Origin of the sequence: Virgibacillus phasianinus (assembly GCF_002216775.1) — a bacterium.
GTDB classification, from domain to species: domain Bacteria; phylum Bacillota; class Bacilli; order Bacillales; family Amphibacillaceae; genus Virgibacillus_F; species Virgibacillus_F phasianinus.
This window is the reverse complement of the sequence record NZ_CP022315.1, coordinates 3,452,075-3,477,881: the sequence shown is the minus strand read 5'-3', so window position 1 is coordinate 3,477,881 and position 25,807 is coordinate 3,452,075. Positions and strand designations below refer to the sequence as shown.

Annotated in this window: 19 protein-coding genes, 2 pseudogenes and 1 riboswitch; of the genes and pseudogenes, 18 read left to right on the top strand and 3 right to left on the bottom strand. The window is 40.6% G+C overall.

Going from position 1 to position 25,807, the window contains the following annotated elements:
* Nucleotides 1-55: 55 nt before the first annotated feature.
* Both CFK37_RS16795 and CFK37_RS16790 read left to right on the top strand, forming a co-directional pair.
* Entirely contained in the window at nt 56-1,045 is a 990-nt protein-coding gene (locus CFK37_RS16795; protein WP_089062955.1) for an ABC transporter substrate-binding protein, read from the top strand.
* A gap of 4 nt (nt 1,046-1,049) precedes the next feature.
* Nucleotides 1,050-3,074 (top strand): iron ABC transporter permease, encoded by a 2,025-nt coding sequence (locus CFK37_RS16790; protein WP_089062954.1) that lies wholly within the window; start codon nt 1,050-1,052, stop codon nt 3,072-3,074.
* Nucleotides 3,075-3,118: 44 nt separating this feature from the next.
* Here the strand turns inward: CFK37_RS16790 and CFK37_RS16785 are convergent, their stop codons facing one another.
* Together CFK37_RS16785 and CFK37_RS16780 are read right to left on the bottom strand one after the other, a co-directional pair.
* A complete protein-coding gene (locus tag CFK37_RS16785; protein ID WP_089062953.1) occupies nt 3,119-5,068 on the bottom strand; it encodes an aconitate hydratase in 1,950 nt (649 codons plus the stop codon).
* A gap of 260 nt (nt 5,069-5,328) precedes the next feature.
* Entirely contained in the window at nt 5,329-5,862 is a 534-nt protein-coding gene (locus CFK37_RS16780) for a YceI family protein (protein ID WP_089062952.1), read from the bottom strand.
* A 200-nt stretch (nt 5,863-6,062) separates the two neighbouring features.
* Between CFK37_RS16780 and CFK37_RS16775 the strand changes: the two genes are divergently transcribed.
* The 16 genes and pseudogenes from CFK37_RS16775 (at nt 6,063) to CFK37_RS16705 (ending at nt 24,869) form a co-directional block, all read left to right on the top strand.
* The gene (locus tag CFK37_RS16775; RefSeq protein ID WP_089062951.1) at nt 6,063-6,524 is read left to right on the top strand and encodes a DUF6884 domain-containing protein; all 462 of its coding nucleotides are present in this window, start codon (nt 6,063-6,065) and stop codon (nt 6,522-6,524) included.
* A gap of 83 nt (nt 6,525-6,607) precedes the next feature.
* Entirely contained in the window at nt 6,608-7,417 is an 810-nt protein-coding gene (locus CFK37_RS16770) for an N-acetylmuramoyl-L-alanine amidase (protein WP_089062950.1), read from the top strand.
* A gap of 66 nt (nt 7,418-7,483) precedes the next feature.
* The gene (locus CFK37_RS16765) at nt 7,484-9,265 is read left to right on the top strand and encodes a M3 family oligoendopeptidase (RefSeq protein WP_089062949.1); all 1,782 of its coding nucleotides are present in this window, start codon (nt 7,484-7,486) and stop codon (nt 9,263-9,265) included.
* A gap of 53 nt (nt 9,266-9,318) precedes the next feature.
* A riboswitch (TPP riboswitch) is annotated at nt 9,319-9,424 on the top strand.
* An 86-nt stretch (nt 9,425-9,510) separates the two neighbouring features.
* Nucleotides 9,511-10,083 carry an energy-coupled thiamine transporter ThiT gene (gene thiT / locus CFK37_RS16760; protein ID WP_089062948.1) on the top strand — a complete coding sequence of 191 codons (573 nt, stop codon included), beginning with the start codon at nt 9,511-9,513 and terminating at the stop codon, nt 10,081-10,083.
* Nucleotides 10,084-10,294: 211 nt separating this feature from the next.
* Complete coding sequence (locus CFK37_RS16755) at nt 10,295-12,052, top strand: class I adenylate-forming enzyme family protein (protein WP_089062947.1); 1,758 nt, start codon at nt 10,295-10,297, stop codon at nt 12,050-12,052.
* Nucleotides 12,049-13,296 carry a beta-ketoacyl-[acyl-carrier-protein] synthase family protein gene (locus CFK37_RS16750; protein WP_089062946.1) on the top strand — a complete coding sequence of 416 codons (1,248 nt, stop codon included), beginning with the start codon at nt 12,049-12,051 and terminating at the stop codon, nt 13,294-13,296. The genes CFK37_RS16755 and CFK37_RS16750 overlap by 4 nt, the downstream gene beginning before the upstream one ends.
* A gap of 74 nt (nt 13,297-13,370) precedes the next feature.
* Nucleotides 13,371-13,508, top strand: a complete 138-nt coding sequence (locus CFK37_RS20210; protein ID WP_172840522.1) for a hypothetical protein — start codon at nt 13,371-13,373, stop codon at nt 13,506-13,508.
* A 157-nt stretch (nt 13,509-13,665) separates the two neighbouring features.
* Nucleotides 13,666-15,087 (top strand): hypothetical protein, encoded by a 1,422-nt coding sequence (locus CFK37_RS16745; protein WP_089062945.1) that lies wholly within the window; start codon nt 13,666-13,668, stop codon nt 15,085-15,087.
* Between the two features lie 87 nt (nt 15,088-15,174).
* Nucleotides 15,175-16,153: pseudogene (locus CFK37_RS16740) on the top strand (Glu/Leu/Phe/Val family dehydrogenase).
* A 143-nt stretch (nt 16,154-16,296) separates the two neighbouring features.
* A complete protein-coding gene (gene fdhD, locus CFK37_RS16735) occupies nt 16,297-17,121 on the top strand; it encodes a formate dehydrogenase accessory sulfurtransferase FdhD (protein ID WP_245837243.1) in 825 nt (274 codons plus the stop codon).
* On the top strand, nt 17,121-20,072 hold the full coding sequence (gene fdhF / locus CFK37_RS16730) for a formate dehydrogenase subunit alpha (RefSeq protein WP_089062944.1): 2,952 nt from the start codon (nt 17,121-17,123) through the stop codon (nt 20,070-20,072). The genes fdhD and fdhF overlap by 1 nt, the downstream gene beginning before the upstream one ends.
* The gene (locus CFK37_RS16725) at nt 20,062-20,532 is read left to right on the top strand and encodes a helical membrane plugin domain-containing protein (protein ID WP_245837242.1); all 471 of its coding nucleotides are present in this window, start codon (nt 20,062-20,064) and stop codon (nt 20,530-20,532) included. Before fdhF ends, CFK37_RS16725 begins: the two co-directional genes overlap by 11 nt.
* Nucleotides 20,533-20,861: 329 nt before the next feature.
* On the top strand, nt 20,862-22,592 hold the full coding sequence (locus CFK37_RS16720; RefSeq protein WP_089062942.1) for a carbon starvation CstA family protein: 1,731 nt from the start codon (nt 20,862-20,864) through the stop codon (nt 22,590-22,592).
* Nucleotides 22,593-22,659: 67 nt separating this feature from the next.
* Nucleotides 22,660-22,917, top strand: coding sequence for a cory-CC-star protein (locus CFK37_RS16715; protein WP_089062941.1), 258 nt, complete (start codon nt 22,660-22,662; stop codon nt 22,915-22,917).
* Nucleotides 22,918-22,942: 25 nt separating this feature from the next.
* Nucleotides 22,943-23,874, top strand: a pseudogene (locus CFK37_RS16710) (ArsA family ATPase).
* Nucleotides 23,875-23,879: 5 nt separating this feature from the next.
* Nucleotides 23,880-24,869: a zinc-binding dehydrogenase gene (locus CFK37_RS16705; RefSeq protein WP_089062940.1), complete on the top strand. Its 990-nt coding sequence runs from the start codon at nt 23,880-23,882 to the stop codon at nt 24,867-24,869.
* Nucleotides 24,870-24,904: 35 nt separating this feature from the next.
* On the opposite strand, the gene CFK37_RS16700 is transcribed toward CFK37_RS16705, so the two are convergent.
* Nucleotides 24,905-25,609: a DUF421 domain-containing protein gene (locus CFK37_RS16700; protein WP_089062939.1), complete on the bottom strand. Its 705-nt coding sequence runs from the start codon at nt 25,607-25,609 to the stop codon at nt 24,905-24,907.
* Nucleotides 25,610-25,807 lie beyond the last annotated feature (198 nt).

Here is a 25,807-nt window from a genome sequence, read left to right as displayed (position 1 = left end):
TTATCCGGGCTTTTTTCGGTACATAGATTTTAATAATCAGAAGGAGGTATTCAATATGAAAAAAATACTGATTGTGGTCTGTATCTTATTTCTATCATTGTTGGCTGCATGCAACGAACCAAGCGAAGAGGAGAAAAAGACGAAAGATAAAAATACGACCGATCGGGAAATCAAGATAGAAGATGCAATGGGCACGCAAACCCTTAAAAGTACTCCGAAAAACATTGTTGTTCTTGAATGGTCATATGCTGAAGATTTGTTAGCCCTGGGTGTTCAGCCAATCGGGGTGGCCGATTTAGATGGGTATAATAAATGGGTCAATGTGGATAAAAAGCTGACAAAAAGTGTGAAGGATGTTGGTACTCGTCAAGAGCCAAACCTGGAGGCAATTTCCAGATTAAAACCTGATCTCATTATCGCCGTTAAATATCGACATGAAGATATTCTGGATAGTCTGAAGGACATTGCACCAGTTGTTACGTTTGCGCCATATTCAGAAGAAGCAACGAAAAATCAATATAAGAACATGAAAGAGGAATTCAAAAAGGTTGCAACAATCGTTGATAAAACAGAAAAAGCAAACCTTGCTATTACTGATTTGGAAGAATTCATTGAAGATCAAAAGAATCGTATAAAGGATGCTGGATTAGAAGGGTCTAAATATATTGCGACGCAAGCATTTTCCGCACAGAATACACCAACTTTACGACTGTTCACAAATAATTCCATTGTCTCACAAATCATGTCCGACCTTAGCCTTGAAAATGCCTATGAATCGGATAAAGTGGAACCATATGGCTATAGTGAAGTAACGGTGGAAGCCCTACAAAACTTTCAAAAAGAAAATCTTCAATTCCTGTATATTGTTCAGAACGATGACAATATTTTTGAAAATCAGTTAAAAGGTAATCCAGTATGGGAAAACCTAAGTTTTGTCAAAAATGGCAACACGCATCAACTACCTGGAGATACATGGACATTTGGCGGGATATTATCTGCACATGTATTGACGGAACAGTTAGTTGATGCCTTGGTAGAAGAGTAATCGTATGGGTACTTCTTTTAAAAATTCAATAATAGCGGTTCTTACCTTTGGTGGTGGAACCGCGCTTTTATTCCTTTTTACGTTTATACATATTAATCAGGGCAATGTATCAATTCCAATTACAACTGTGGTTGATGCTATCTTTCAGCCGGAAGATACATTAGCGCACCATACAGTAAGGATTCTCCGGTTGCCAAGGGCGATGATGGGGATACTTGCTGGGGGAGCGCTTGCCGTGGCCGGTGTTGTATTGCAGACAGTAACAAAGAACCCGCTATCTTCAGCTAGCACGTTGGGTATCCATTCAGGTACCTATTTTGCCGTAGTGGCAAGTACTGTATTTTTCCCTATTGCACTTTTGGGAAACGGTATTGTAGTTGCTTTTCTGGGCGGGATTATCACATTTTTGATCGTGTTCATTCTATCTGGCGGAAATAAGGCAACGCCAGTACGCATGGTATTGGCAGGAATGATTGTAACGTTTTTATTCTCATCCTTGACAAGTGTGCTGCAAATATTTTATGAAAATGAGACGGCTGGCCTGTTCCTATGGGGATCGGGAACATTGATCCAAAATGATTGGAGCGGAGTTCAGTTTTCCTATCCATTTGTGATTATCGGCTTCCTAGTTATACTTGTGATGTCATTTAAACTTGATACGTTAAAGCTTGGCGATGATGTAGCGATTGCCCTTGGACAGAACGTTGGTACTGTCAAATTTATTTCAATCATAGCAGCAGTAATGCTTACGTCTGTGACAGTCAGTGTAGTTGGACCGATCGGATTTGTCGGGCTCGTGGCACCGCATATTATTAAACTTATAGGTTATCGGAAGCATGTCCCCCTAGTAATTGCTTCCTTCATTTGGGGCGGGAATGTGCTGCTTTTGGCCGATATCCTGGCAAGAGTTATTGATCCATCGTTTTCCGAATTGCCGGTAGGTGCAATTACTGCATTAATCGGGGCACCGTGGTTAATCTGGCTCGTGTTACGGATGAAACGCAACCATTATGGGGAGGAAAATACTTCTGTAATTGCTGGTAAAACAACAGTGGCAATGCCATTAAAGATAATTATTCCAACTCTGATTGGATTAATTATCCTAGTGTTGTTTGCTAATCTGGCATCAGGAAATTATGGGTTTGAACCCGTGTTGATTTTTCAAGCATTTTTTGGCGATTCAAATGAATTTATGAAAAACTTAGTTCTGGACTTACGACTGCCCCGAGCTATGGTAGCACTGACAAGTGGTATGGTCCTAGCAGTGAGCGGATTGATTTTCCAAGGGGTGCTTCGAAATCCATTGGCGGACCCATCGGTAATTGGAATCACCTCGGGAGCCGGAGTCGGGGCATTGTTAACGATGTTTGTGTTTGGGGTATCAGCAATATGGATTCCAATTGGCGCGATGATCGGTTCATTTGTATTTTTCTTGGCAGTTATGCTTCTCGCCATCCGGGCTAAGTTTCAACCAACGATATTGGCTTTACTTGGAATCGGTATCTCTGCCTTTGGTTCAGCCATTATACAAATTCTTGTTGTTCAATCGGACCTTGGGGTAGCCGGGGCATTAACGTGGTTATCCGGAACTACGTATGCGAAGGGCTGGCACGAGTTTATCTATTATTTGATCTGGCCAATTGTGATTATTTTTCCTATATTAGCATGGCGAATTTCCGTGCTGGATACATTGTCCTTGGGCGACGACACAGCAAAGGGCCTTGGCTTGCGGGTAATGTCATCCCGGTTTCAATTAGCATTTTTGGCAACAGTTTTGGCTGCGCTAAGTGTGGCTGCCGTTGGTGCAATCGGCTTTATTGGATTAATTGCTCCACATGTAGCACGGCTCCTGGTCGGTCCGTCCAATCGACGATTATTACTTGTTACGATTTTAATCGGGGGATTGTTGCTATTGGTTGCAGACGTACTTAGCCGAACTTTGTTGGCACCAAATGAAATCCCATCCGGAATAATCGTAGCAATCATTGGTGCACCTTATTTCTTATGGTTGATGAAAAAGAGGGCGTAATTAAAAGAAAAACCGGACCTAATTTCAGCCCGGTTTTTCTTTTATCATGATGTTTGTTTTTGACGGATCCAGTTTATGAGACCTCCGTGTAAAATGATGTTAACCTGACGTTCTGATAACGTATGGCGGACATCAATTTTATCACTTTTCCCTTTAATTGATACAGAAAACTCATTACTGTTTTGAATTTTATTGCGTAAATCCTTAAATTCTAAAATATCACCTTGGCTTAGTTTATGCTGATCCTCTTCGTTTGCGAATACTAACGGAACCACACCAAAGTTGACAAGGTTTTGCCAGTGAATGCGGGCAAAGTCTTTTACGATTACAACACGAAGTCCTAGATATCTCGGTGCTAACGCTGCGTGTTCACGACTTGAACCTTGACCGTAATTATAACCACCAACAATTGCATGGCCGCTTCTATCTTTACTTTCCATTCCGCGGTCATAGTATGTTGGATCAACCGCTTCAAAGGTGAATTTACTGATTTCCGGAAGATTACTGCGGAAGGGGAGGACGCGCGCCCCACCTGCAAGTATTTCGTCTGTCGAGATATTATCCCCAACGTTAAGTAGTATAGGAAGATTTAATTCATCGGGTAATGCATCCATTTCTGGGATCGAAACAATATTTGGTCCTTTAATTAACTCAACTTTTTGGGCATCGTCGTAGGATAAAGGTTTATCCAATAAGCGATCATCTACATTTGGATCTTTAGGATCTTTGACCTTTGGATACTTAAAATCCATTGTGCGCGGATCCGTAATTTTTCCAGTTAAAGCAGATGCTGCAGCGGTTTCGGGACTGCATAGGAATACACTGTCTTCTTTGGAACCAGAACGTCCCGGGAAGTTTCGTGGTGTAGTTCGCAGGCTGTTACGGCCAGTCGCAGGCGCTTGCCCCATACCGATGCACCCATTACAGCCTGCTTGGTGCAATCTGGCTCCAGACTGAAGTAAACTTGCGATGTGCATTTCCTGTACCAGATTCGTAAGCATTTGCCGTGAGGTAGGGTTAATGTCAAAGGAAATACTGTCTGCAATTTGGCGGTCCTTTACAATTTCGGCTGCAACAGCAAAGTCTCTGAATCCCGGATTAGCAGATGATCCAATATATGATTGGTAAATTGGGGTATTTTTTAATTCGCTTGCTTTCACTACATTTCCTGGACTGGATGGTTTCGCCACTAATGGCTCCAGTTTGGAGAGGTCAATCGTATCATTTAAATCATAAGTTGCACCTTTATCTGCTTTCAACTCAATCCAATCATCTTCCCGGTTTTGATCCTTCAAAAATCGTTTGACTTCTTTATCAGATGGGAAAACGGTTGCGGTCGCACCAAGCTCTGCACCCATATTTGCAATTACATGACGATCCATTGCGGAAAGATGCTCGAGACCTGGTCCATAATATTCGATGATTTTGCCAACGCCACCTTTAACATCATAACGGCGCAGCATTTCCAAAATGACGTCCTTTGCACTTACCCAGTCTGGAAGTTCACCAGTTAGTTCCACACCCATAACTTCTGGCATTTTAATGTAGATAGGTTCGCCGGTAATAGCCATTGCCACATCGATTCCGCCTGCACCAATAGCAAGCATTCCCATACATCCATTGGCACATGTATGACTGTCAGAACCGAGTAAGGTTTTCCCAGGCTTTGCTAAACGCTGCATGTGAACAGGATGACTAACACCATTCCCCGGGCGGCTGTAATGGAGCCCGAATCTTCGTGTAGCACTTTCAAGGAATAAGTGGTCATCTGGGTTCTTACTATCAACCTGAATTAAATTATGGTCGACATACTGTGCAGAAGCCTCGGTTTTTGCATAGTCTAAACCCATTGCTTCAAGCTCCAGCATTACCATAGTTCCTGTTGCATCCTGTGTTAATGTTTGGTCAATCTTCAGGCCGATTTCTTTGCCCTTTTCAATTGAACCTGAAACCAAGTGATCTTTGATTAATTTTTGCGCGACATTTAACGGCACAATGTTACCTCCTCTTGATTAAATTTAAACTACCATCATGATAGCTTTTCACTGATGCAAAAAATCATGCGTTTTCCGTGCTAAATTCTGGATATTATTATCGCTGTTTGACGGGCAATAATTCCCCCGCCGGATAAAGTTTCACTTTATCCCTACTTAATCATTACCCCTCAACTCACTATATTCAAACAAAATTTGGAATATATTTGAATAAAAAAAGACCCACTTATTTAAAGTAGGGTCTTCAGAATAGTTGCGTATTATGCTTGTTTAACTGCTTCGATTTCAACGTTGATTTTAACTTCGTCACCAACCATAACGCCACCGGTTTCAAGTGCAGCATTCCATGTTAAGCCAAATTCTTTCCGGCTGATTTTAGTTGATCCACTGAAACCAGCTACTTCATTGCCCCATGGATCTTTACCTGTACCTTCATAGTCAATATCAAATGTTACGGGTTTTTTTGTTCCACGTATTGTTAAATCACCAGTCACATCATAATTGTTATCAGATTTCTTTTTTATATCTGTTGCAACAAACGTCATTTTTGGGTGGTTTTCCGCATCGAAAAAGTCGGCAGAGCGTAAATGATCATCACGATCTTTTTTACGCGTATCAATACTGCTGATATCTACGTTAAATTCAATTTTAGCATCCTCCAGATTTTCTGGATCTGCTTCGATTTCTGCTTCAAAGTCATTAAAAACACCTTTTGCTTTTGAAATCATCATATGCTTAACAACGAATTCTAACGAGCTGTGTGCTGCGTCAACATTCCATTTTACTTTTGCCATTATTAACTACCTCCAAGAATCATTTATATGTTGGTTACTTTTCGATACCTAGTATATAATTATTATGCAGTGATGTCAAGTAACTATTTTGCATTAATATAATGATAGTTTACCCAACTAATTATTTTCATAAACAACTAGCAAAAACTATTATGGTAAACTGGATGAAAGAAATATTTACTCCCAGAGGTGATGAACGCATGAGACAATTAAGTATTATTCCATGTGGAAAGAAGAAAATTTGGGATAAGCAACGAGACCATGGTCCAGCGAAGGCGAGCCAAACGTATATTGGAACATTTCACAGGTTATGCCGTAATTATGCGTTGCAATTTACTGATCAGTGGGTGGTTCTATCAGCAAAACACGGGTTTCTCTTACCTGCAGATATTGTTGATGAAAATTACGATGTGACGTTTAAGCAAAAACATAATTCAACGGAAATTATCACGATTGACCGTCTACAACAACAGGTTAGAGAAAAACAACTGGATCGCTATGATGAACTAATTATTCTGGCGGGTAAAAAATATAAAAAGGTTATTGCGGATAGTTTTAATTGTGACATGCCAAAGAAGTTTCCACTGGAGACATTTTCAGGGATGGGCTACATGCAGCAGGCATTAAAGCAGGCTGTTGCAGATAATCGTCCACTTCATTAACAAGCCGGCGAGCCGGGCAACGCCACCTTTTATTACGAGCTATCGAATTTAAAGATAGAACGTGGTAAAAGGAGGAATGAAGGATGAAACCAATATTAATTATTGATCCGGGTCATGGTGGAAGAGATCCTGGCGGGGGCTCAAATCGATTCTGGAAAGAGAAAGAAATGAGTCTTGCAATATCATTGTATCAATTTAAGCGGTATAACCAATTGGGTATTCCAGTTGAATTGACAAGGAGTACAGATATCACGTTGTCGCCAGAAGCAAGGACTAGAATCGTTCGAAATAGCGGGGCGTCGTTTTGTCATTCCAATCACATTAACGCAGGGGGCGGAGACGGAGCAGAAATCATTCATTCCATATATGGAGGAAAAAGGATGGCAGAAAAAGTGGCGAAGGAATTAAAAGCTTCTGGACAAAACATAAGACGTGTTTTCACCCGAATATTACCGTCCAACCCGAGGCTGGATTATTATTTTATGAATCGAAATACAGGAAATGTAACAACAGCAATCATTGAATACGGATTTGCTGATTCAACAAAAGATGATATTCAGCAGCTTCAATCCAATTGGAGAGAGTATGCAGAGGCTGTTGTAAGAGGGTTTTGTTTGTATACTAGTCATGACTATGCACCTCCAAAACAGAGAGCAGGAAGTGGTAAGGAGGTTCTGCGTTTACCTGCGACAGCCGATACATGGCGGGTATATCCACTAAATAAACAACCAATTAAAGGGAATGAGGTTGGTTTCCTTAAACCGGCGAAATTTAACGGGTTGCAATATCAGATTTATGGGAATCCATATCCGCATGTATACATAATAAAAACGCGGGATTATGGAATCGTTAATATTTATGCATCTTCTGAGATTGGGGCAATATTAAGTTAAAAGTACTGTAAATATTCGAAATCATCGATATAATGGAGAAGTAACTACAAATATGGGGGAGATTGGATGCAAATAACATATGAAACTACATGGGATTTAGACACGATTTTTCAAGGCGGAAGTGAATCGGGGCAATTTAACACTTACCTAGATGATATCAAGCGATCTTTGCGGGGACTATCAGAATCCGTAATGGAAATAAATCCGCATGATATTGATGCTGATATATTGACCAGCGTTGTTAACCAATTAGAATATACAACAAAAAGACTGGGGGAGGCTTTCGCATTTATTAGTTGTCTCAGTGCACAGAACGTAAAAGATGCGAAGGCAGGAATGCTGGTTGGAAAAAGAAGTGAATTAAAAGCGGAAGCAGATGCAATTAAAACTAATTTTGATCAAAAAATAATGCAAATTGACGATAAGAAATGGGAAAATCTTTTAACAGATCCTATTCTTCATGAGGTGGCATTTGTTTTAAATGAAGCCAGACAGGCAGCAAAGGACCAATTACCTGTTGAACAAGAGGTCTTGATGAATGATTTAGCGATTGATGGCTATCAGGGATGGAGTCAAATGTATGACACAGTGGTTGGTAACATGGGGGTGGAATTAGAAGTGAATGGGGTGCGAACATCCTATTCAATGGGACAGGCTTCCAATAAATTAAGTGATCCGAATCGGGCAGTACGCAAACATGCAGCAGAACAAATTGATAAAGAATGGAAAGCGAATGCAGAATTATTGGGACAAACACTTAATCATTTGGCGGGTTTTCGTTTGCAAAAGTACAAGCATCGGAAATGGGCAGATGTTTTAAAAGAGCCACTGGCAATCAACCGCATGAAACAAGAAACACTTGATGCGATGTGGAAAGCCATCTCAAGAAACAAGCAGCCATTTGTTCAGTTTTTGCAAAGGAAGGCTGAATTATTGGGACGTGAAAAGCTGAGCATGTATGATATAGGCGCACCAATTTCAGATTCTGTTAAGATGTATTCGTTTTCAGAAGGTGCCGATTTTATCGTAGAACAATTTCGGACATTCAGCCCTAAAATGGCTGATTTTGCTCAAATGGCTTTTGAAAAACGATGGATAGAAGCGGAAGATCGTGCAGGTAAACGCACTGGCGGGTTCTGTACCAGCTTTCCGGACAGTGAGCAGACCCGTATATTCATGACATTTTCCGGGACCTCCTCCAACGTAGCAACTCTAGCACATGAGCTCGGTCATGCATACCACCAGCATGTGATGAATGATATTCATGGATTAAATCAGGGTTATGCGATGAATGTCGCGGAAACTGCATCAACATTTGCGGAAATGATTGTGGCAGATGCATCTGTGAAACAAGCAAAAGACAAGCATGAGAAAAAAGCACTGCTCGAGGATAAAGTGCAAAGGGGAATATCATTTTTTATGAACATACATGCCAGGTTTTTGTTTGAAAGTCGTTTTTATGAAGAAAGAAAACAGGGTATGGTTACTGTCGAGCGATTAAATGAACTGATGGTGGACGCACAAAAAGAAGCCTATTGCGATGAACTGGAAGACTATGATGAAAAATTCTGGGCATCCAAACTGCATTTCCATATCACAGGTGTGCCATTTTATAACTTTCCTTACACTTTCGGCTATTTATTCAGTCTCGGATTGTATGCACATGCATTAGAATCTGATGGCAATTTTGAAGATGACTATGCTGCATTACTCCGGGATACAGGACGGATGAATGTTGAAGAATTGGCTGAAAAACATTTAAACGTTGACTTTACAAAACCCGATTTCTGGGAAAATGCTATGAAATTATGTATCAAGGATGTAGAGGAATTTCTGGCAATTTCTTAGTATTGTTAATCAATTAAATTTCCTTTATAATAAAGGTAACAAAAAAGTAAAGAAAAGCCTGCAGGGGGAGCCATTTGGCTGAGAGTGAACATATTTATTTGTTCTTACCCTTTGAACCTGTTAGTTAATACTAGCGTAGGGATCGTGACTTTTTGATGGATAAAAGCAATGTGCAAGGATTCCCATCAGGAAACTTCCCCTAGGCATTGCTTTTTTTGTTTGACTAAAATTGGGGGGTAGTTAGTTTGCGTTCAAAAAAGATTTTATTTTTAATTGAAGTATCAATACTGACAGCATTGGCACTTGTACTTGACCTTGCTCCATTCCTGTCTTTTAAAATATGGGCACAGGGTGGGTCGATTTCACTGGCAATGATTCCTATTTTTATTGTAGCTTTTAGATGGGGGATTAAGGGTGGTCTCTTGTCCGGATTTTTGTGGGGGATCTTGCAGGTTGCCATCGGTACAGCCTATATCTTAACTCCAATTCAAGGAGTCTTGGACTATGGTGTAGCCTTCACTGTCTTGGGCTTTGCTGGGATTTTTGCAAATAAGATACAAAAAGCTGTTAAAGAGGGGCATACAAAGGAATATTTAACGTACATCATGTTTGGGGTATTGTTAGGGTCAGCGTTACGCTTTTTAGCACACTTTTTTGCAGGGGTATTCTTCTTTAAATCTGCAATTGAAGGGCAATCGGTATGGATGTATTCTTTACTTTATAATCTATCCTACATGTTTCCATCATTTATCATTTGTACAATTGCTGTATTCTTTCTGTTCCATAAGCAGCCTAGAACTTTAATAAATGCGGCATAATATAAAGAATCATAGAGTGGAAGTTGCTGGAATAAATGGGCTTATCGCCCCTTATTTCAGCAATTTTTTTAATTTGAATACACGATGGAAAGTCTCTGGTAACAAATGCAGGACTGAGTAGAATACTTGAAATTAAAAAAACAGAAGATTAAAGTAATACCTATTAGGTAATTCTATAATTATCATAAAATATTAATCGGAGGTGTTTGTAATGGTTATAAGTGTCCAGCAAAGACGTGAAAGCTTGGAAAATGATTTCCCTGTATGGCAGCGCAAAACATTAGGTGAGCACTTTGCGGAAAGATGTCAGAAATACGCTGACCGTCCATTGTTAGTAACTTCCAGTACACATTATACATACGAGGAAGTCTGGCGGGACAGTGTGAATGCAGCCAAGGCAATGCTTGCACTAGGAATACGGAGACGTGACCATGTTGCCCTTATAATGGACAACAAACCAGAGTTTGTAGCGCTGAAGATAGGTATTTCGTTAATTGGTGCTGTCTGTATTCCCATTAATACCATGCTGCAAGAGGATGAACTTGAATACATGTTCCGTCAGTCTGATGTGCAGTGGCTATTCATACATGACAAAATTAAAAGTAATCCATTGCAAAGGAATGTCAAGCAAATAATAGTAAAGGATGAAAAGGCTGAGGGCCTCCAAAGTCAAATACAAAAGGTGGTTACGATCCCTAACGGTCTGTCAACGGTGGAGCAGCATAATGACGAATTTTTCATTGAATGGAATGACTTTATTGCTCGTGCTTCATCTGTTTCAGATGAAGCATTTGACTTGCGTTTTGCTCAAAGCTGTTATCCTGATGAAATTGCAGATATTATCTATACATCCGGGACGACTGGCATGCCAAAGGGCGTTATGTTAACGCATGACATGCTGCTTCGCTGTTCATACAGTACAGCGTTAAGTCGTGCTTTTGAAGATGGAAGGCGAATTTTCACTACGTTACCGATGTACCATGTATTCGCCTATGTAGAGGGGTTTATGGCTGCCTCGTTTGTAGGAGGATCAATCGTCCTTTGCACGGATTCCAGTCCACGTGAGGTTCTAAAACTGTTAGAAAAAACGCATGCAACAGATTATATTTGTGTTCCTTCGATGTTAATTTCAATTTTAAAGCAGCCCAATCTTGAAACATATGACTATTCGTCTTTATTTGGCATGATGTGCGCTGCGGCACCTGCGCCAGTACCAGTTTGGAAAAAGGCGGTAGAAAAGCTGGGATTAACTGAAATTTGCACAGGTTACGGTGGAACAGAAGCCACGGCAGCGACTGTTCATACAGAGGTTGGAGATTCCATTGAAATTGTAACAACCCGTGTCGGCCGCGTAAAACCAGGTGGAAGCAGTGGTGAAGAAGAATATGGCGGGAAAAATATCCAATACGATGTGATTGATCCATATACGAAAGAGCGACTTACACAAGGCTCCGTTGGTGAATTTATTGTTCGTGGGAATTTTGTTACTAATGGTTATTACAATAAACCTGAAGAGAATGCAGCAGATATTGATAAAGATGGCTGGTTCCATACAGGTGATTTGGGAAGAATTGATGAAAATGGCTACCTGGAGTTTCTTGGGCGAAGTAAAGATTTATATAAGACATTTGGAGAGAATGTTGCACCCAAAGAAGTGGAAGAGGTTATTTCGCTTCACCCGGCTGTTAACCAAGTGTATGTAGTCGGTGTAAAGGATGCTCTGGCAGGTGAAATGGGCGGCGCTTTTATTGAGCTCAATCAAGGTGCGACATGTGAAAGACGCGATATTGTCAGATGGTGCGGTGAACATTTAGCACGATTTAAAGTGCCTAGGCACGTATGGTTTGTTCACGAAGAAGACTGGCCGCTTAGTGGGACAGGGAAAGTTCAAAAGTTTCGGCTGCGGGAAAGGGCTGAAGAATATTTAGGTAAACACGAAACATTAAAGAAAGGAGGAGAATCATCATGACGAAATCCAAAGCCAAGCGTGTTGTGGTAACTGGCATTGGCGCTGTCACGCCTTTTGGGGTCGGAATACCGGTGTTTTGGGATGGTTTAGTAAATGGACAATCAGCCATAAAAGAGACAGAGGAGCCTGAATTATCTCAATGGAGCCCTGTCTCGGCAGAACTAAAAGATTTAGATCCTCTGCAATATCTTTCAAAGAAGCAGGTAAGAAATACAGACCGCATTACACAACTAAGTCTTATTGCAGCTCAAGAAGCGATGGAAGATTCCGGGGTTAACCTGGAAGGGGAAGATTTAAGGCGTATGGGTATTACCGTTGGAACAGGTTATGGTGGTGTGCAAACACTTGGTGAAGGTACAGTTCAACTAGTTAACAATCCCAAAAAGCGGGTCAGTCCACGGCTTCTTTCAAAGTCAATTCCGAATGCGGCTGCATCCGCACTTGCGATGCAATACGGTTTTCAAGGCCCCGCAATGACATACACGACAGCATGTGCAGCATCCGCCAATTCTATTGGAGAGGCGATGTATATGCTGCAAAGGGGTGAAGTTGACCTGATGCTAGCTGGCGGTGCGGAATCGCTTTTCTCACCAGTAATACTTGCCGGTTTGCGCTCGGCGGGTGCAATAGCGATGGACGGGCCGGAAGATAAGTCTGCGTGGAGCAGACCGTTTGACACCAATCGGAAGGGTATGGTTGCAGGTGAGGGTGCAGCCTTTTTGGTTCTTGAAACATATGAAAAAGCAGTCGCACGTGGAGCTACACTATATGGTGAACTTGCGGGCTACGGTACATCGAATGATGCATACCATGAAACAGCACCACATCCAAACGGTGACGGAGCAGTAATTGCCATGGAGCGTGCACTTGATACAGCTGGTTTACAAGCACATAACATCGATTATGTAAATGCCCATGCAACAGCAACTCCCGCTGGTGATACAGCTGAGTCCAAGTCACTTCAACGTGTTTTTGGGGATGATTTAGCAGCAATACCTGTTAATTCGATTAAAGGTGCAATTGGACATTTACTTGGCACCGCTGGAGCAATCGAAAGCATATCCTGTTTGTTATCGATGAAGTCAGGTATTTTACCGCCGACACTTAATTGTGATCAACCCGATTCTGACGCTCCACCGAATTTGGTTCGGGAGAGGTCAAAAAAACAAGAAGTCACTTCTGTATTGACGAACTCTTTTGGTTTTGGCGGTCAAAATGGTTCCCTTATTTGGCGAAAGGTTTAACTGTATTTAATCCAGTTGAAAAGGTTCTTAAATACCCAGGTATCGTTTATAATTAATTTAAAAGAGGTGAGTCCATGCGTGAGTTAATTGGCCCTTGTCAATCATGCGGCACCAATGTGTATTGTGAGAATGGGTTTTTTGATGGATATCAGGAAAATGGCAAGTTATTATGTAATGATTGTGCCGAAAAACAAGATAACGGGAAAGAATGAGCAGCCTCCGATTTGGGAGGCTGTTTTTTCTTGGTTATTAGCCATTTTGGTCCGCCACCATGCATACCAGGCTTAATTTTTCGTTCACTCCTTTTGTTAAAAATGCATAGGCTATAGCACATCAAAAAATAAAGGGTGTGAGAAAGGGAGAAGAACGATGGAATTGACTGTATCACATTGGTTATATGGTTTTTTCACGTTAGTGATTATCGGGACAATGATATTTAAAAAAGGGGTTGTGCTTCCGACCTTACTTGGTACATTCGTCATTGCATGGGTATTTAAGGGGAATTTAGTTGATGGTTTCACTGCCATTTTTAATGCTAATCTAGTAGCAGCGAAAGAGCTCTTTAGTATCTTCTTAATTATTACATTTATGATGGCATTGCTTCATTCTTTAAGGGATCTTGGTGCAGACCGGCGAATGATTCAGCCAATACAAAAAATGATGATAAATGGTCATGTATCATTCTTTGTATTGATAGGGGTAACCTACATCATTTCGTTATTTTTCTGGCCAACGCCTGCAGTCCCACTCATTTGCGCCTTGCTGGTTCCTGCTGCGGTACGTGCAGGCCTGCCGGCGATGACTGCAGCTGTGGCAATTGCATTAGCGGGTCAGGGGATGGCGCTGTCTTCAGATTATATCGTACAGGTGGCGCCAAGCCTATCAGCTAAGTCAGCTGGTATCAGTACAGCAGCAGTGGCAGATACTTCATTAATTTTATCCTTGATTACCGGTGGTGTAGCGATATTAGTTGCCTATTTGCTTTATCGCAAAACAATTCGAAAGAAGGATAGTCCATTAATCGAAGCTGATTTAGCCGGGTTACAAACAGAAACACAATCAACGAATAAGCCGAAAGGCACTCATCTTACAACATGGAGTAAGGTTTTTGCAATCTTAGTGCCATTGTCACTGTTAGCTGTCGTGGTATATATGATTTATACCAAACTGCTTTCCGGTCGTATGAGTGGTTTAGAAGGTGGTGATGGCGCTGCATTCATCGGTGGTGTAGCTGTTATACTGTTACTCCTTGCAACGGTGGCATTTGGAAAACAGCATTCACTTGATTATATCAGTGGTCACATCACGGAAGGCTTCATTTTTGCATTTAAAGCAATGGGGCCTGTTATTCCAATTGCTGGTTTCTTCTTCCTGGGCAGTGCAGATTTTGCTGGAAGTATTCTTGGGGTGGGCGAAAATCCGCCAGCATTCCTGTTTGATATTGTGCAGTCTGTTCAGGAATTCTTGCCACAAAGCGCCTTATTATCAGGATTCAGTGTTTTAATCATTGGGATAATTACTGGTTTAGACGGCTCCGGATTCTCAGGGCTCCCACTGACAGGCGCACTGGCAGCTTCCCTTAATAATGGCGCAATTGATACGGAAACGTTGGCGGCTATCGGTCAAATGGGTGCTATATGGACTGGTGGCGGAACGATTGTTGCATGGTCATCCTTGATTGCCATTGCAGGATTTTGTGGTGTATCTGTAATGGATTTGGTTCGGAAAAACTTTATACCAGTTGTGGCAGGTTTGCTCATTTCCACGTTAATCGCCGTATTTTTATTGTAAATCGGCAGCATAGGTATAGAAAGAATAGGGTAACCACTAGTAGAGGCATTTGTTAGAAAAATTTATCTACTGGGGGTTATTCTATTTATGTCTAAACAAACTAGCGCGATTGTACAAGAATCATTAAATGCACTTTATGACGACGAATCTTTCCTACCAGACTTGAAGAATGGAATTAGGGAAAAGGCGTTTACCTCATTGGTATCGATTCTCTCCACACCAAATCACGTGAATAAATCATTTTTACGGGTAGCCTTAGAAAATGAAAAGGTTGTACGGATTCCGGCATTTCGCGTGCAGCATAATAATATCTTTGGACCGTACAAAGGCGGTATTCGTTTTCATGAATCTGTAAACGAAGAAGAAGTAGTTAATTTAGCGTCATTGATGACGTTAAAGAATGCCCTTCATGAAGTTCCATTTGGCGGTGGAAAGGGCGGTGTAATTATTAATCCACGTGAATTCGGCGTAAAGGAATTAAACCTGATTTGTAAAAAATATATCCAGTATTTCAGTGAAATTCTTGGTCCTGAAAAAGACATTCCAGCTCCAGATGTTGGTACAGGTGAACGGGAAATCCAAACACGGAGATTTGCCTATCGATGATGAAGAACTCACCAGCGCGGAAATCAAAGCAAAAGTAAGGAACCGGGATGATGTGCTAGGAATGGATGTGAATGTGTTGTTCTTGGCCGCTCTTGAGGACCAAGTTCATGCGGATAATATAAATGATGTAAAGGCACGTATTATTGTGGAGGGTGCTAATTCACCTGTATCAGCGGAAGCGGATAAAATCCTGAGTGAAAAGGGGGTCATTATTGTTCCAGACATTTTAGCAAATGCTGGTGGGGTAATTGTGTCTTATTTTGAATGGATTCAAGGAAGAGAAACACAATTTTATACGGAGGAAGAAGTTCATACGAAACAGTTCGATAAGATGAAAAAGACGTTCGATACTGTCCTTCCACAATTTTTTGGTGATCCGCATTCACTACGCCAAAATTGTTATATACATGCGGTTTCTAAACTATCAACCGTGTTATACCGTCAAGGAAAACTATACTAGTTTCGACTTTTTTTGCAGACACTTCTTTACCTTGGAAGTGTCTGTCTATTTTGTGCTATACTAATAATATAAAAATTCAGTTAACTGGATATAGAAATGCATGATCTGTATGGTCCAAGTACAGTAAAATTGGAGGGATATCCTTGATCAATCAGGGTATTACACACTGGCCGACGGCGAAGTACCGCGAGCATCTGATGACCGTAGTAGATGACACAGTAGCCCGTGAATTCGCCTTAACCGTATCAATTAATGGTGAGCAATATGCAACAATTGTGTGTACGCCTACTAGCTTAAAAGAATTAGTTATTGGATTTTTAGCATCAGAAGGCATTATCGGAAATCAGGCGGATATTCAATCATTAACGATTGATGATTATAAAGGATTTGCATATGTAGAATTAAATTTTAAGATAGAGGTTTCGGAAAGAACAGAACGATGGATCGGATCCTGTTGCGGAAAGAGCCGTGAATTTTACTTGAAACAAGATGTTAAGGTAGCAAAGACAATTATGTCAAAGACGAAGATAAATCCAAACCAGATTGTTAATCTTATGCAGGAATTTGATAATAAAGCAAATGTCTTCAGTCAGACAGGGGGCGTCCACCAGGCAGGGCTAGCCACTTCTGCAAATATTGAAACTACCTTTATTGATATAGGCAGACACAATGCATTGGATAAGTTATTTGGCTATATATTACTCAATAAGCTGCCGGCAAGGGATTTCTGTATTTTATTTTCAGGTCGAATATCTTCAGAAGTAGTACTAAAGGTTTCAAAAATTGGTGCTGGTATTCTTTTGGCAAAATCCGCACCTACTGATCTTGCTCTTAAACTAGCAGATGATTTACAGATAACTGCTGTGGGCTTTATTCGAAATAATAGTTTAAATGTTTATACACATGGTTATAGAATTTTGAATAATGGCATTGAAAAAAATACTCAGGTAAGGGGAGGAGATCTTTAGTGCACGATCAACAGCATATTATTGTTACGATTAATGGATCAGAATACTTGGCTCAGCCTGGACAAAACTTACTGGATTTAATTAATACAACAAACGAGTCGGTCCCGCAAATTTGCTATAACGAATCTTTAGGCCCTATTCAAACTTGTGATACCTGCATGGTTGAGGTTGATGGGCATATAACACGAGCTTGCGGAACAACTATTGATTCTAATATGAATGTAAACACAACAATCGATTATGTGAAATCTGCTCAAAGGGAAGCGCTTGACATTATTTTGGAAAACCATGAACTTTATTGCACTGTCTGTGATTACAATAACGGTACTTGCGAGATTCATAATACGGTTGCTGAATTCGGATTAGAACATCAGGCCAGGCCGTTCGAACCGAAGGAATATGAAGTTGATAATTCCAGTTCATTCTATCGGTATGATCCAGATCAGTGCATTCTTTGTGGTCGCTGTGTGGAGGTTTGTCAGGATGTAGAGGTGAATGAAACCCTATTAATCGACTGGGATCTAGAGCAGCCGCGTGTTGTCTGGGATAATAACGTGCCGATTGATCAATCCTCTTGTGTCAGCTGTGGCCAATGTGCAACAGTATGCCCATGTAATGCAATCATGGAGAAAAATATGGTCGGCGAAGCGGGCTATATGACCGATCACAAACCAGGTTTATTACGGTCAATGATTGATTTAACGAAAAAGGCCGAGCCGGGATACGGACCATTATTTGCAGTTTCTGACACGGAGGCATCGATGCGGGAGGAACGGATTGAAAAGACGAAAACCGTTTGTACATATTGCGGTGTTGGTTGTACGTTTAATGTCTGGACAAAGGACCGAAAAATATTGAAAGTTGAGCCCCAACAGGACTCACCAGCAAATGGAATTTCTACTTGTGTTAAAGGGAAATTCGGCTGGGATTATGTGAATTCTGATGAAAGGTTAACGAAGCCACTGATTCGCCGGGGTGATCATTTTGAGGAAACGGATTGGGACGAGGCGATTTCCTATATCGCAAAACGTTTTACAGCAATCAAACATCAGCACGGTTCAGATGCATTAGGATTTATCTCTTCATCAAAAGCCACAAATGAAGAGTCTTACCTGATGCAAAAATTGGCCCGCCAGGTAATTGGAACAAATAATATTGATAATTGCTCCCGTTATTGCCAATCACCTGCAACGAAAGGATTATTCCGTACCGTGGGTCATGGTGGTGACTCAGGCTCCATCGACGATATCGCTGAAGCGGACCTGGTAATCACCATTGGATCGAATACTGCGGAATCGCACCCGGTATTAGCATCAAGAATCAAACGTTCACATAAGTTGTTCGGTCAGAAGTTGTTTGTGTTTGACTTAAGGAAACATGAAATGGCTGAACGTGCTGATCGCTTTATTCAGCCAAAAAGTGGTACAGACCTTGTCTGGTTATCTGCTGTTACAAAATATATTATTGACCAGGGCTGGGAAAATCGCGCATTCCTTTATAAATGGGTTAATGATTTTGAAGCGTACAAAAAGAGCCTTGATAAATTTACGTTAGAATTTGCCGAAAAGACAACGGGGCTATCAGCAAAGACAATGAAGGAAATTGCCAAAGAAATTGCGAGTGTCGATAAAGTAGCAATTTGCTGGGCAATGGGTGTTACACAGCACCAACTAGGCAGTGATACAAGCACAGCAATTTCAAATCTATTATTGGTAACAGGCAATTATATGCGAAACGGGACTGGCGCCTACCCGCTGCGTGGTCATAATAATGTACAGGGATGCAGTGATTTCGGCAGTATGCCAAACTTTTTCCCCGGTTATGAAAAAGTATCTGATAATGACGCAAGAAAGCGTTATGAAGATGCATGGAACGTGAAAATCCCTGGAGAACCAGGAAAAGATAATCACCAAATGATTCATGCTATTCATGAAGGTAATCTGCACGGACTCTATGTAATTGGGGAAGATACCGGAATAGTAGATTCAAATATAAATTATGTAACAGATGCATTTAAAAAACTTGATCTCTTTATCGTTCAGGACTTATTTTTAACCAAAACGGCGGAATATGCAGATGTTGTACTTCCTGCTGTTCCAAGTCTTGAAAAAGAAGGAACTTTCACAAGCACGGAACGCCGCATTCAGCGTCTATATCAAGCGCTTGATCCTGTTGGGGATTCGAAGCCGGATTGGCAGATTCTAATGGAAATCGCCAAAGAGCTGGGCTATGACTGGGGTTACACTCATCCATCTGAAATTATGGATGAATCAGCAAAATTAGCACCGATGTTTGCGGGTGTAAATTATGACTTGTTAACAGGTTATCAGAGCCTGCAGTGGCCGGTTGCAGCAGATGGTACTGACACACCATTACTGTATACGGACGGGTTTCCGTTTGAAGATAAGAAAGCAATACTATATCCACTTGATTTTAATCTGGAATATGAAACCAATGAGGAATATGATTTGCATGTCAATAATGGCAGATTACTAGAGCATTTCCATGAAGGAAACATGACCTACAAATCGGAAGGCATTACCAGAAAAACACCTAATTCGTTTATTGAGGTTTCTCCCGAGCTTGCCAAGGAGCGTGGGATAGAAGAAGGGGCAAAAGTAAAACTAATATCTGAAGCTGGGTATGCGACCGGAATTGTTCATATTACTGACAGGGTAAACGGGAAAGAACTTTATCTGCCACTTAATGATAATGGTAAATCGGCTGTAAACTACTTAACAGATAATAGTGTGGACAAGGATACGAACACACCTGCATACAAGGAAATCGCTGTTAGAATGCAAGTCTTGAAGAAAAAAGGAAAAAGCCCACTTCCATCTAATAACCATAGAAGGGGAAACAGACAACCCCAGAAAGGTGTTCGGGTCGAACAGAAATGGAATCGTGATGACTATATTTTTCCGGGAAGTAAGGTGAGTCATGATGGCTGAAGCAATTACAAAAATTAAGCGAATGGAGATGCCTGAGGACGCTGGGCGGGACCAGGATATATCAGAGGTAACGAGTGCTATAAGTAATAATAAAGAGGCTATCCTCAAAGGCATTGACTTTCTAGGAACATTGAATGATAACGGTATGCTAGATATGGCACATGCACTCGTAAAACAAAAAGAAACAGCTTTGGATAATGTGATGCGTGAATTTAATAAACCACAATATTCAGCAACCTTGGAGAATCTGAGCAAACTCTTTTTATTTCTTGGTGAGCTGAATGTGGATGAGCTTCATCATTTTTCCAACAAATTAAACAATGGACTGGCGGAAGCGCATACGATTGATGAGTCAGAAAAGACGTCCTATCTGGATTTGATCAAAGCGCTTAAGGATCCTGAAATTAATCGGAGTATCACCATGCTGTTGCAATTCTTACGTGGTATGGGAAAGGAATAAATTAGAGAAGGCGAACATGATTATCAGCACTTTAAGAATGCAAAGACTTTATGGTTTAAAGAATAGGTAAACTATGGCATTCGCTATTAAAGATTAGGCGAATGCCTGTTTTCTCAGGCTGTTTTCTAAAAGATTGTTAGTTACGCCGCAGTTTATATCAACTGTGATGATATTAGCAATAAATTATGCGGAAAAAGAAAATGTTCTATCCCATGAAACATGTGGACATACCTTCCTTAGCTGGATTTCAGCAATTAGAAGTTGTACTATTCGTAATTGCTTTTACATAGATTTTAATAGAAAAAATAATCAGGGGAGGCTTGGGAATTATGAGTGGTATATTGGTTGCAGTCATTGGTATTATTGTTTTTGCATTAGGTTATCGGTATTATTCAAGATTTGTTGCTGATAAAATTTTTCGGTTAGATCCAAATTATGTAACGCCTGCACATAAGTATGAAGATGGAGTAGATTTTGTCCCGACAAACAAGTTTGTATTATGGGGGCATCACTTTTCATCTGTTGCTGGTGCAGCACCAATTGTTGGACCTGCAATAGCAGTATATTGGGGTTGGGTACCTGCATTTTTATGGGTGATTCTGGGCACGGTTTTTGCGGCAGGTGTGCATGACTTTGGGACGCTTGTTCTTTCGGTGAGGAATAAGGGTCAATCGGTGGGGACACTAGCACACAGACTAATTGGACAGCGTGCTAAAGTTCTATTTTTATTCATTATTCTTATATTAGTTTTAATGGTAAATGCGGTATTCGCCTGGGTTATTGCAAATCTATTTATTTCATACCCAGCCAGTGTAGTTCCAATCTTTATTCAAATCCCTTTAGCGGTATGGATTGGATTTGCTGTATATAAGCGGAAGAAAAAAATGTTGATTCCATCTTTGTTTGCGCTAGCTGTTATGTATATAACAGCAGTTGTTGCAAGTAAGGTAGACTTTCTGAAAATTGATTTGGTTCAATACATGGGCGGTGAAGGTGGCGATGGATTATTTGGTCTGGGCGCAGTATCAACGGCATTCTTTATCTGGATTATTATTTTAATGGTTTACGTCTATATTGCTTCTACATTGCCGGTCTGGAAGCTGCTGCAGCCACGTGATTTCATTAATTCCCATCAATTGGTTGTGGGCTTAGCTATTTTGTATTTAGGATTACTATTTACAAACCCTGAGATAACAGCACCTGCTACAAATGTTGATACCGATACTTCCTGGTTCCCATTATTGTTTATTACAATTGCATGTGGAGCTATCTCCGGATTTCATGGGTTGGTATCATCGGGAACCTCTTCTAAACAGTTAAACAAAGAAACAGATGCGCGTTTAGTTGGTTATTTCGGTGCTGTAGGTGAAGGCGTTTTGGCGTTAATTGCAATTATCGCTGTTGTTACCTTCTTCCCGAGCAAAGAAGAATTCCTTGCAACGTACAGCAGTTTCGCAGCTTCAAGTGGGTCTGGACTCGGTGTGTTTGTTGAAGGGGCGAGTAGATTAGCAACTGGATTAATGATTCCGCCAGAGGTTGCAACAACAATTGTTTCGATTATTATCATTAGCTTCGCAGCAACATCACTGGATACATCGGTTCGATTAATGCGTTATATCATTGCGGAACTTGGTGTTGAGTATAAAATGCCGGCATTATCTAAAACACATGTAGCGACATCAATAGCTGTAGTAGCCAGTGCCGCACTGGTTTTACTACCGGAAGGTCCGAAAGGATTTGGATCAGGTGGATACCTGCTCTGGCCATTGTTTGGTACCTCGAATCAATTGCTTGCCGGTATCAGTTTATTGTTAATTTCAATTTGGTTAAAACGGCAAGGCAGAAATTACATGGTTACCTTGATACCTATGATTTTTGTATTATTCATGACGCTGATTGCTATGTTCCAGCAGGTAGTTTTTGAATGGTCATGGTTTGGATCAAGCTCCAATACATTATTGTTTATCTTTGGCGCCATTATCTTTGTGTTCGCAGTTTGGATCATCTTAACCGCCTTCACAACCCTAACAAAAAACATGAACGATTCCAATATAAAATAGGGGGTCAGTCCCCCGTTGCATTAATGCGTTAAAGCGATGGGGGACTGACCCCAAAGAGGTGATCTACATGTTAGAACGTATGAAAAAGTTACTTGATTTTTATGAAGAAGTGTTAAGTATGCCGCATCGTACTGAAATTGCCCGGGAACTTCGTGATCAGGATGATTTATTTTTATTGTTACTTTATTCAGAGATGATCGGTATACCTAACCCAGTTTACTATTACACACTTGAACTATATCCCTATATGATTGAACAATTTCACGATTGGCATTTGCGGATGGGAATGGAGAAATCGCCAATGAGTGGGATACGATGCTGTTAATTACGTAAAAAGAAGGTGTGCATCTATGGAAGAGCTAAAGAAAAAAATTGTTTTTGTTGGGGTAAAGGCGGTGTTGGTAAATCAACATCGGCGGCAGCACTGGCATGGAAAACTGCTGAATCAGGTGCAAATACATTGCTTGTATCGACGGATCCAGCGCATAACCTCGGTGATATCTTTAATCAAAAGATCGGCGGGAAAATTAAGAATATATCATCCAAACTGGCTGCTTTGGAAATAGACCCTGACATAGAGACAAAAAATTATATAAAAGGGGTAAAGGAAAATATCAAGGGCATTGTTCATTCAGGTATGGTGGAGGAAGTTCATCGTCAGCTTGATACAGCGAAAGCTTCACCGGGAGCAGATGAGGCGGCATTGTTCGATAAACTGATTTCCATTATTCTGGAAGAAAGGGAACGCTACGACACGATTGTTTTTGATACAGCGCCAACCGGTCATACGATACGGTTATTGTCACTTCCGGAACTGATGGGAATTTGGATTGAAGGGATGCTTCAGAAAAGACAAAAAACAAATGAAAATTATACACAGTTGTTAAACGATGGGGAGCCAATTGAAGATCCAATATATGAAGTGTTAAAAAAACGACAGGAGCGCTTCTCAAAAGCCAGAGAAATATTATTGGATCCTAAACTGACAAGCTTTATTTTCGTCTTAAATCCTGAACGCCTGCCAATTTTAGAGACGAAAAAGGCAATTGAACTACTGGACAAATATCATTTACATGTGAAAACATTAATTGTAAATAAGATATTACCTGATAATCCTGAAGGCGAATTTTGGAGCAAACGAAAAGCGCATGAAAAACAATACGTTGGAATAATCGAAGAAACATTTCCAAAACAAAGACTTACTTATATCCCTTTATTTTCAAAGGATATAACTAATCAACAAGAGCTGAAAGAGTTTAGTGATTTTTTTCAGAAAGGATGATTGTATTGAAAGCTTTTGTACATGACCATGGAAATTTAGAGATTAAACAGATTGATGATCCGCATGTAAGCGTGGGTGAAGTAATCGTCGGAATTCGAAGTGCAGGTTTAAACCGCCGGGACATAGGAATACCGAATCGCCGAAATAAAGAAGAAGATACACTTGTACTTGGGTCAGATGGAGCAGGTGTCATTGAAGCGGTAGGAGAAGGTGTTACAAACATAAACGTTGGGGATGAAGTAATTATTAATCCTGCACTCCGCTGGGCGGAAAAAAGTGTTGCACCTCCAGCAGATTTCGACATATTAGGTATGCCTGACCATGGAACTTTTGCGGAAAAAATAAAGGTATCTGCAGATCAGGTAGAAAAAAAGCCGGCGCATTTGTCCTGGGATGAAGCGGGTGTTCTAGCGCTATCCGCTTTAACGGGATACCGTGCCTTATTTACAAAGGGGGAACTAAAAGAAGGTGATACCGTATTTATCCCTGGAGCAGGGAGCGGGGTTGCAACTTATTTAATCATGTTTGCCAAGCAAGCCGGCGCTAGAGTAATCGTTACCTCCAGAAATGAGGAAAAACGTGAACATGCCGCCAACCTTGGTGCGGATATTGTGCTCGATACTGCAAGTGACTGGCCAGAAGAATTGGCTGATGAAGAAATTGATTTGGTTATCGAAAGTGTCGGAAAAGCAACCTTTAATCGTTCATTAGAAGTTTTGAAAAAAGGAGGACGGATGGTGGTATTTGGTGCGACTACAGATGATACGATAGACTTTAATCTTCGTGCCTTCTTTTATGGACAATATCAGCTGTTTGGAACGACGATGGGGAGCAGGGAAGAACTCCGTGATATGCTGGATCTAGTGAAGGAACATAAACTACATCCAGTTGTTGATTCCACATTTGAGCTTAACCACGCTAAAGAAGCTTTTTATTATTTAAAAGAAGGTAATCAATTCGGCAAAGTAGCGATCAAAATTAGTGGTGATGAATAAAAAGTCGGCTCTCTATATATAGAGGGCCGACTTTGTTATTTCGGTAAATCATCGCTGCGTTTATCAATATACAGCGTTCCATCTTTTTGCAATTCTACATAAAAAACATCGTCTAATTTTATTTTTAGAGATTTAAGTTGATTTCTTAGCCAATCAAGTGATATTCCAGCTTCTTTTAGATTCTTTTCAACTACCTCACCGTCAACAACAAGTTCCATTGGGACATACATTGGTTTAACTGTGAAAACATTTTGGTCCTGTTTTGTAACAGGTTGTTTCTCATCCTTTAACATAACGCTAAGTTTACCATTTGATTCTAACACAGCGGTTTCAACATCCTGTACAGAGAAAACTTTTTGTTCACGTAATAGCATGCTTAAGTCATCCATGGTTAACCGTTGTTCCTTTATTGAATCTTCTAGAATTTTCCCCTGTTTAATGACAATTATCGGTTGTCCATTTGTCGTAACCCTTGCGGATGGGGACTTAAGTCCAATATAACCGACAACAATCGTTAAAATTGCCCACCAAATCAAACTGGTAAGCCCGTTAAAAAAAGGAATAGTTGATTGACTAACAATATTAGCTGCAATTGAACCTATTGCTATTCCTGTTACGTAATTGAAAAATGTCAGTTGACTTAATTGCTTTCGCCCCATTATTCGTGTCATAATCAGCAACACGACAAACGCACCAGTTGCACGAAAAATCATTTCAAAAAAGTCAAGTTGTTCAAACATGTAGCTACCTTCTTCCTGTAAAATTACTACTATTTTCTCCGAATACTGGATATATTTGAAGTTTTATCAAGGTTTGACGGGCAGTAATACCCAATAACCTCACCAAATGAAGTTTCACTTTATATTAACTTGGAGAAAAAGGGGATAATAGCGAGCGTTAAAGCAATCAATGCTGTGGCACACGATCCAACTTTATTT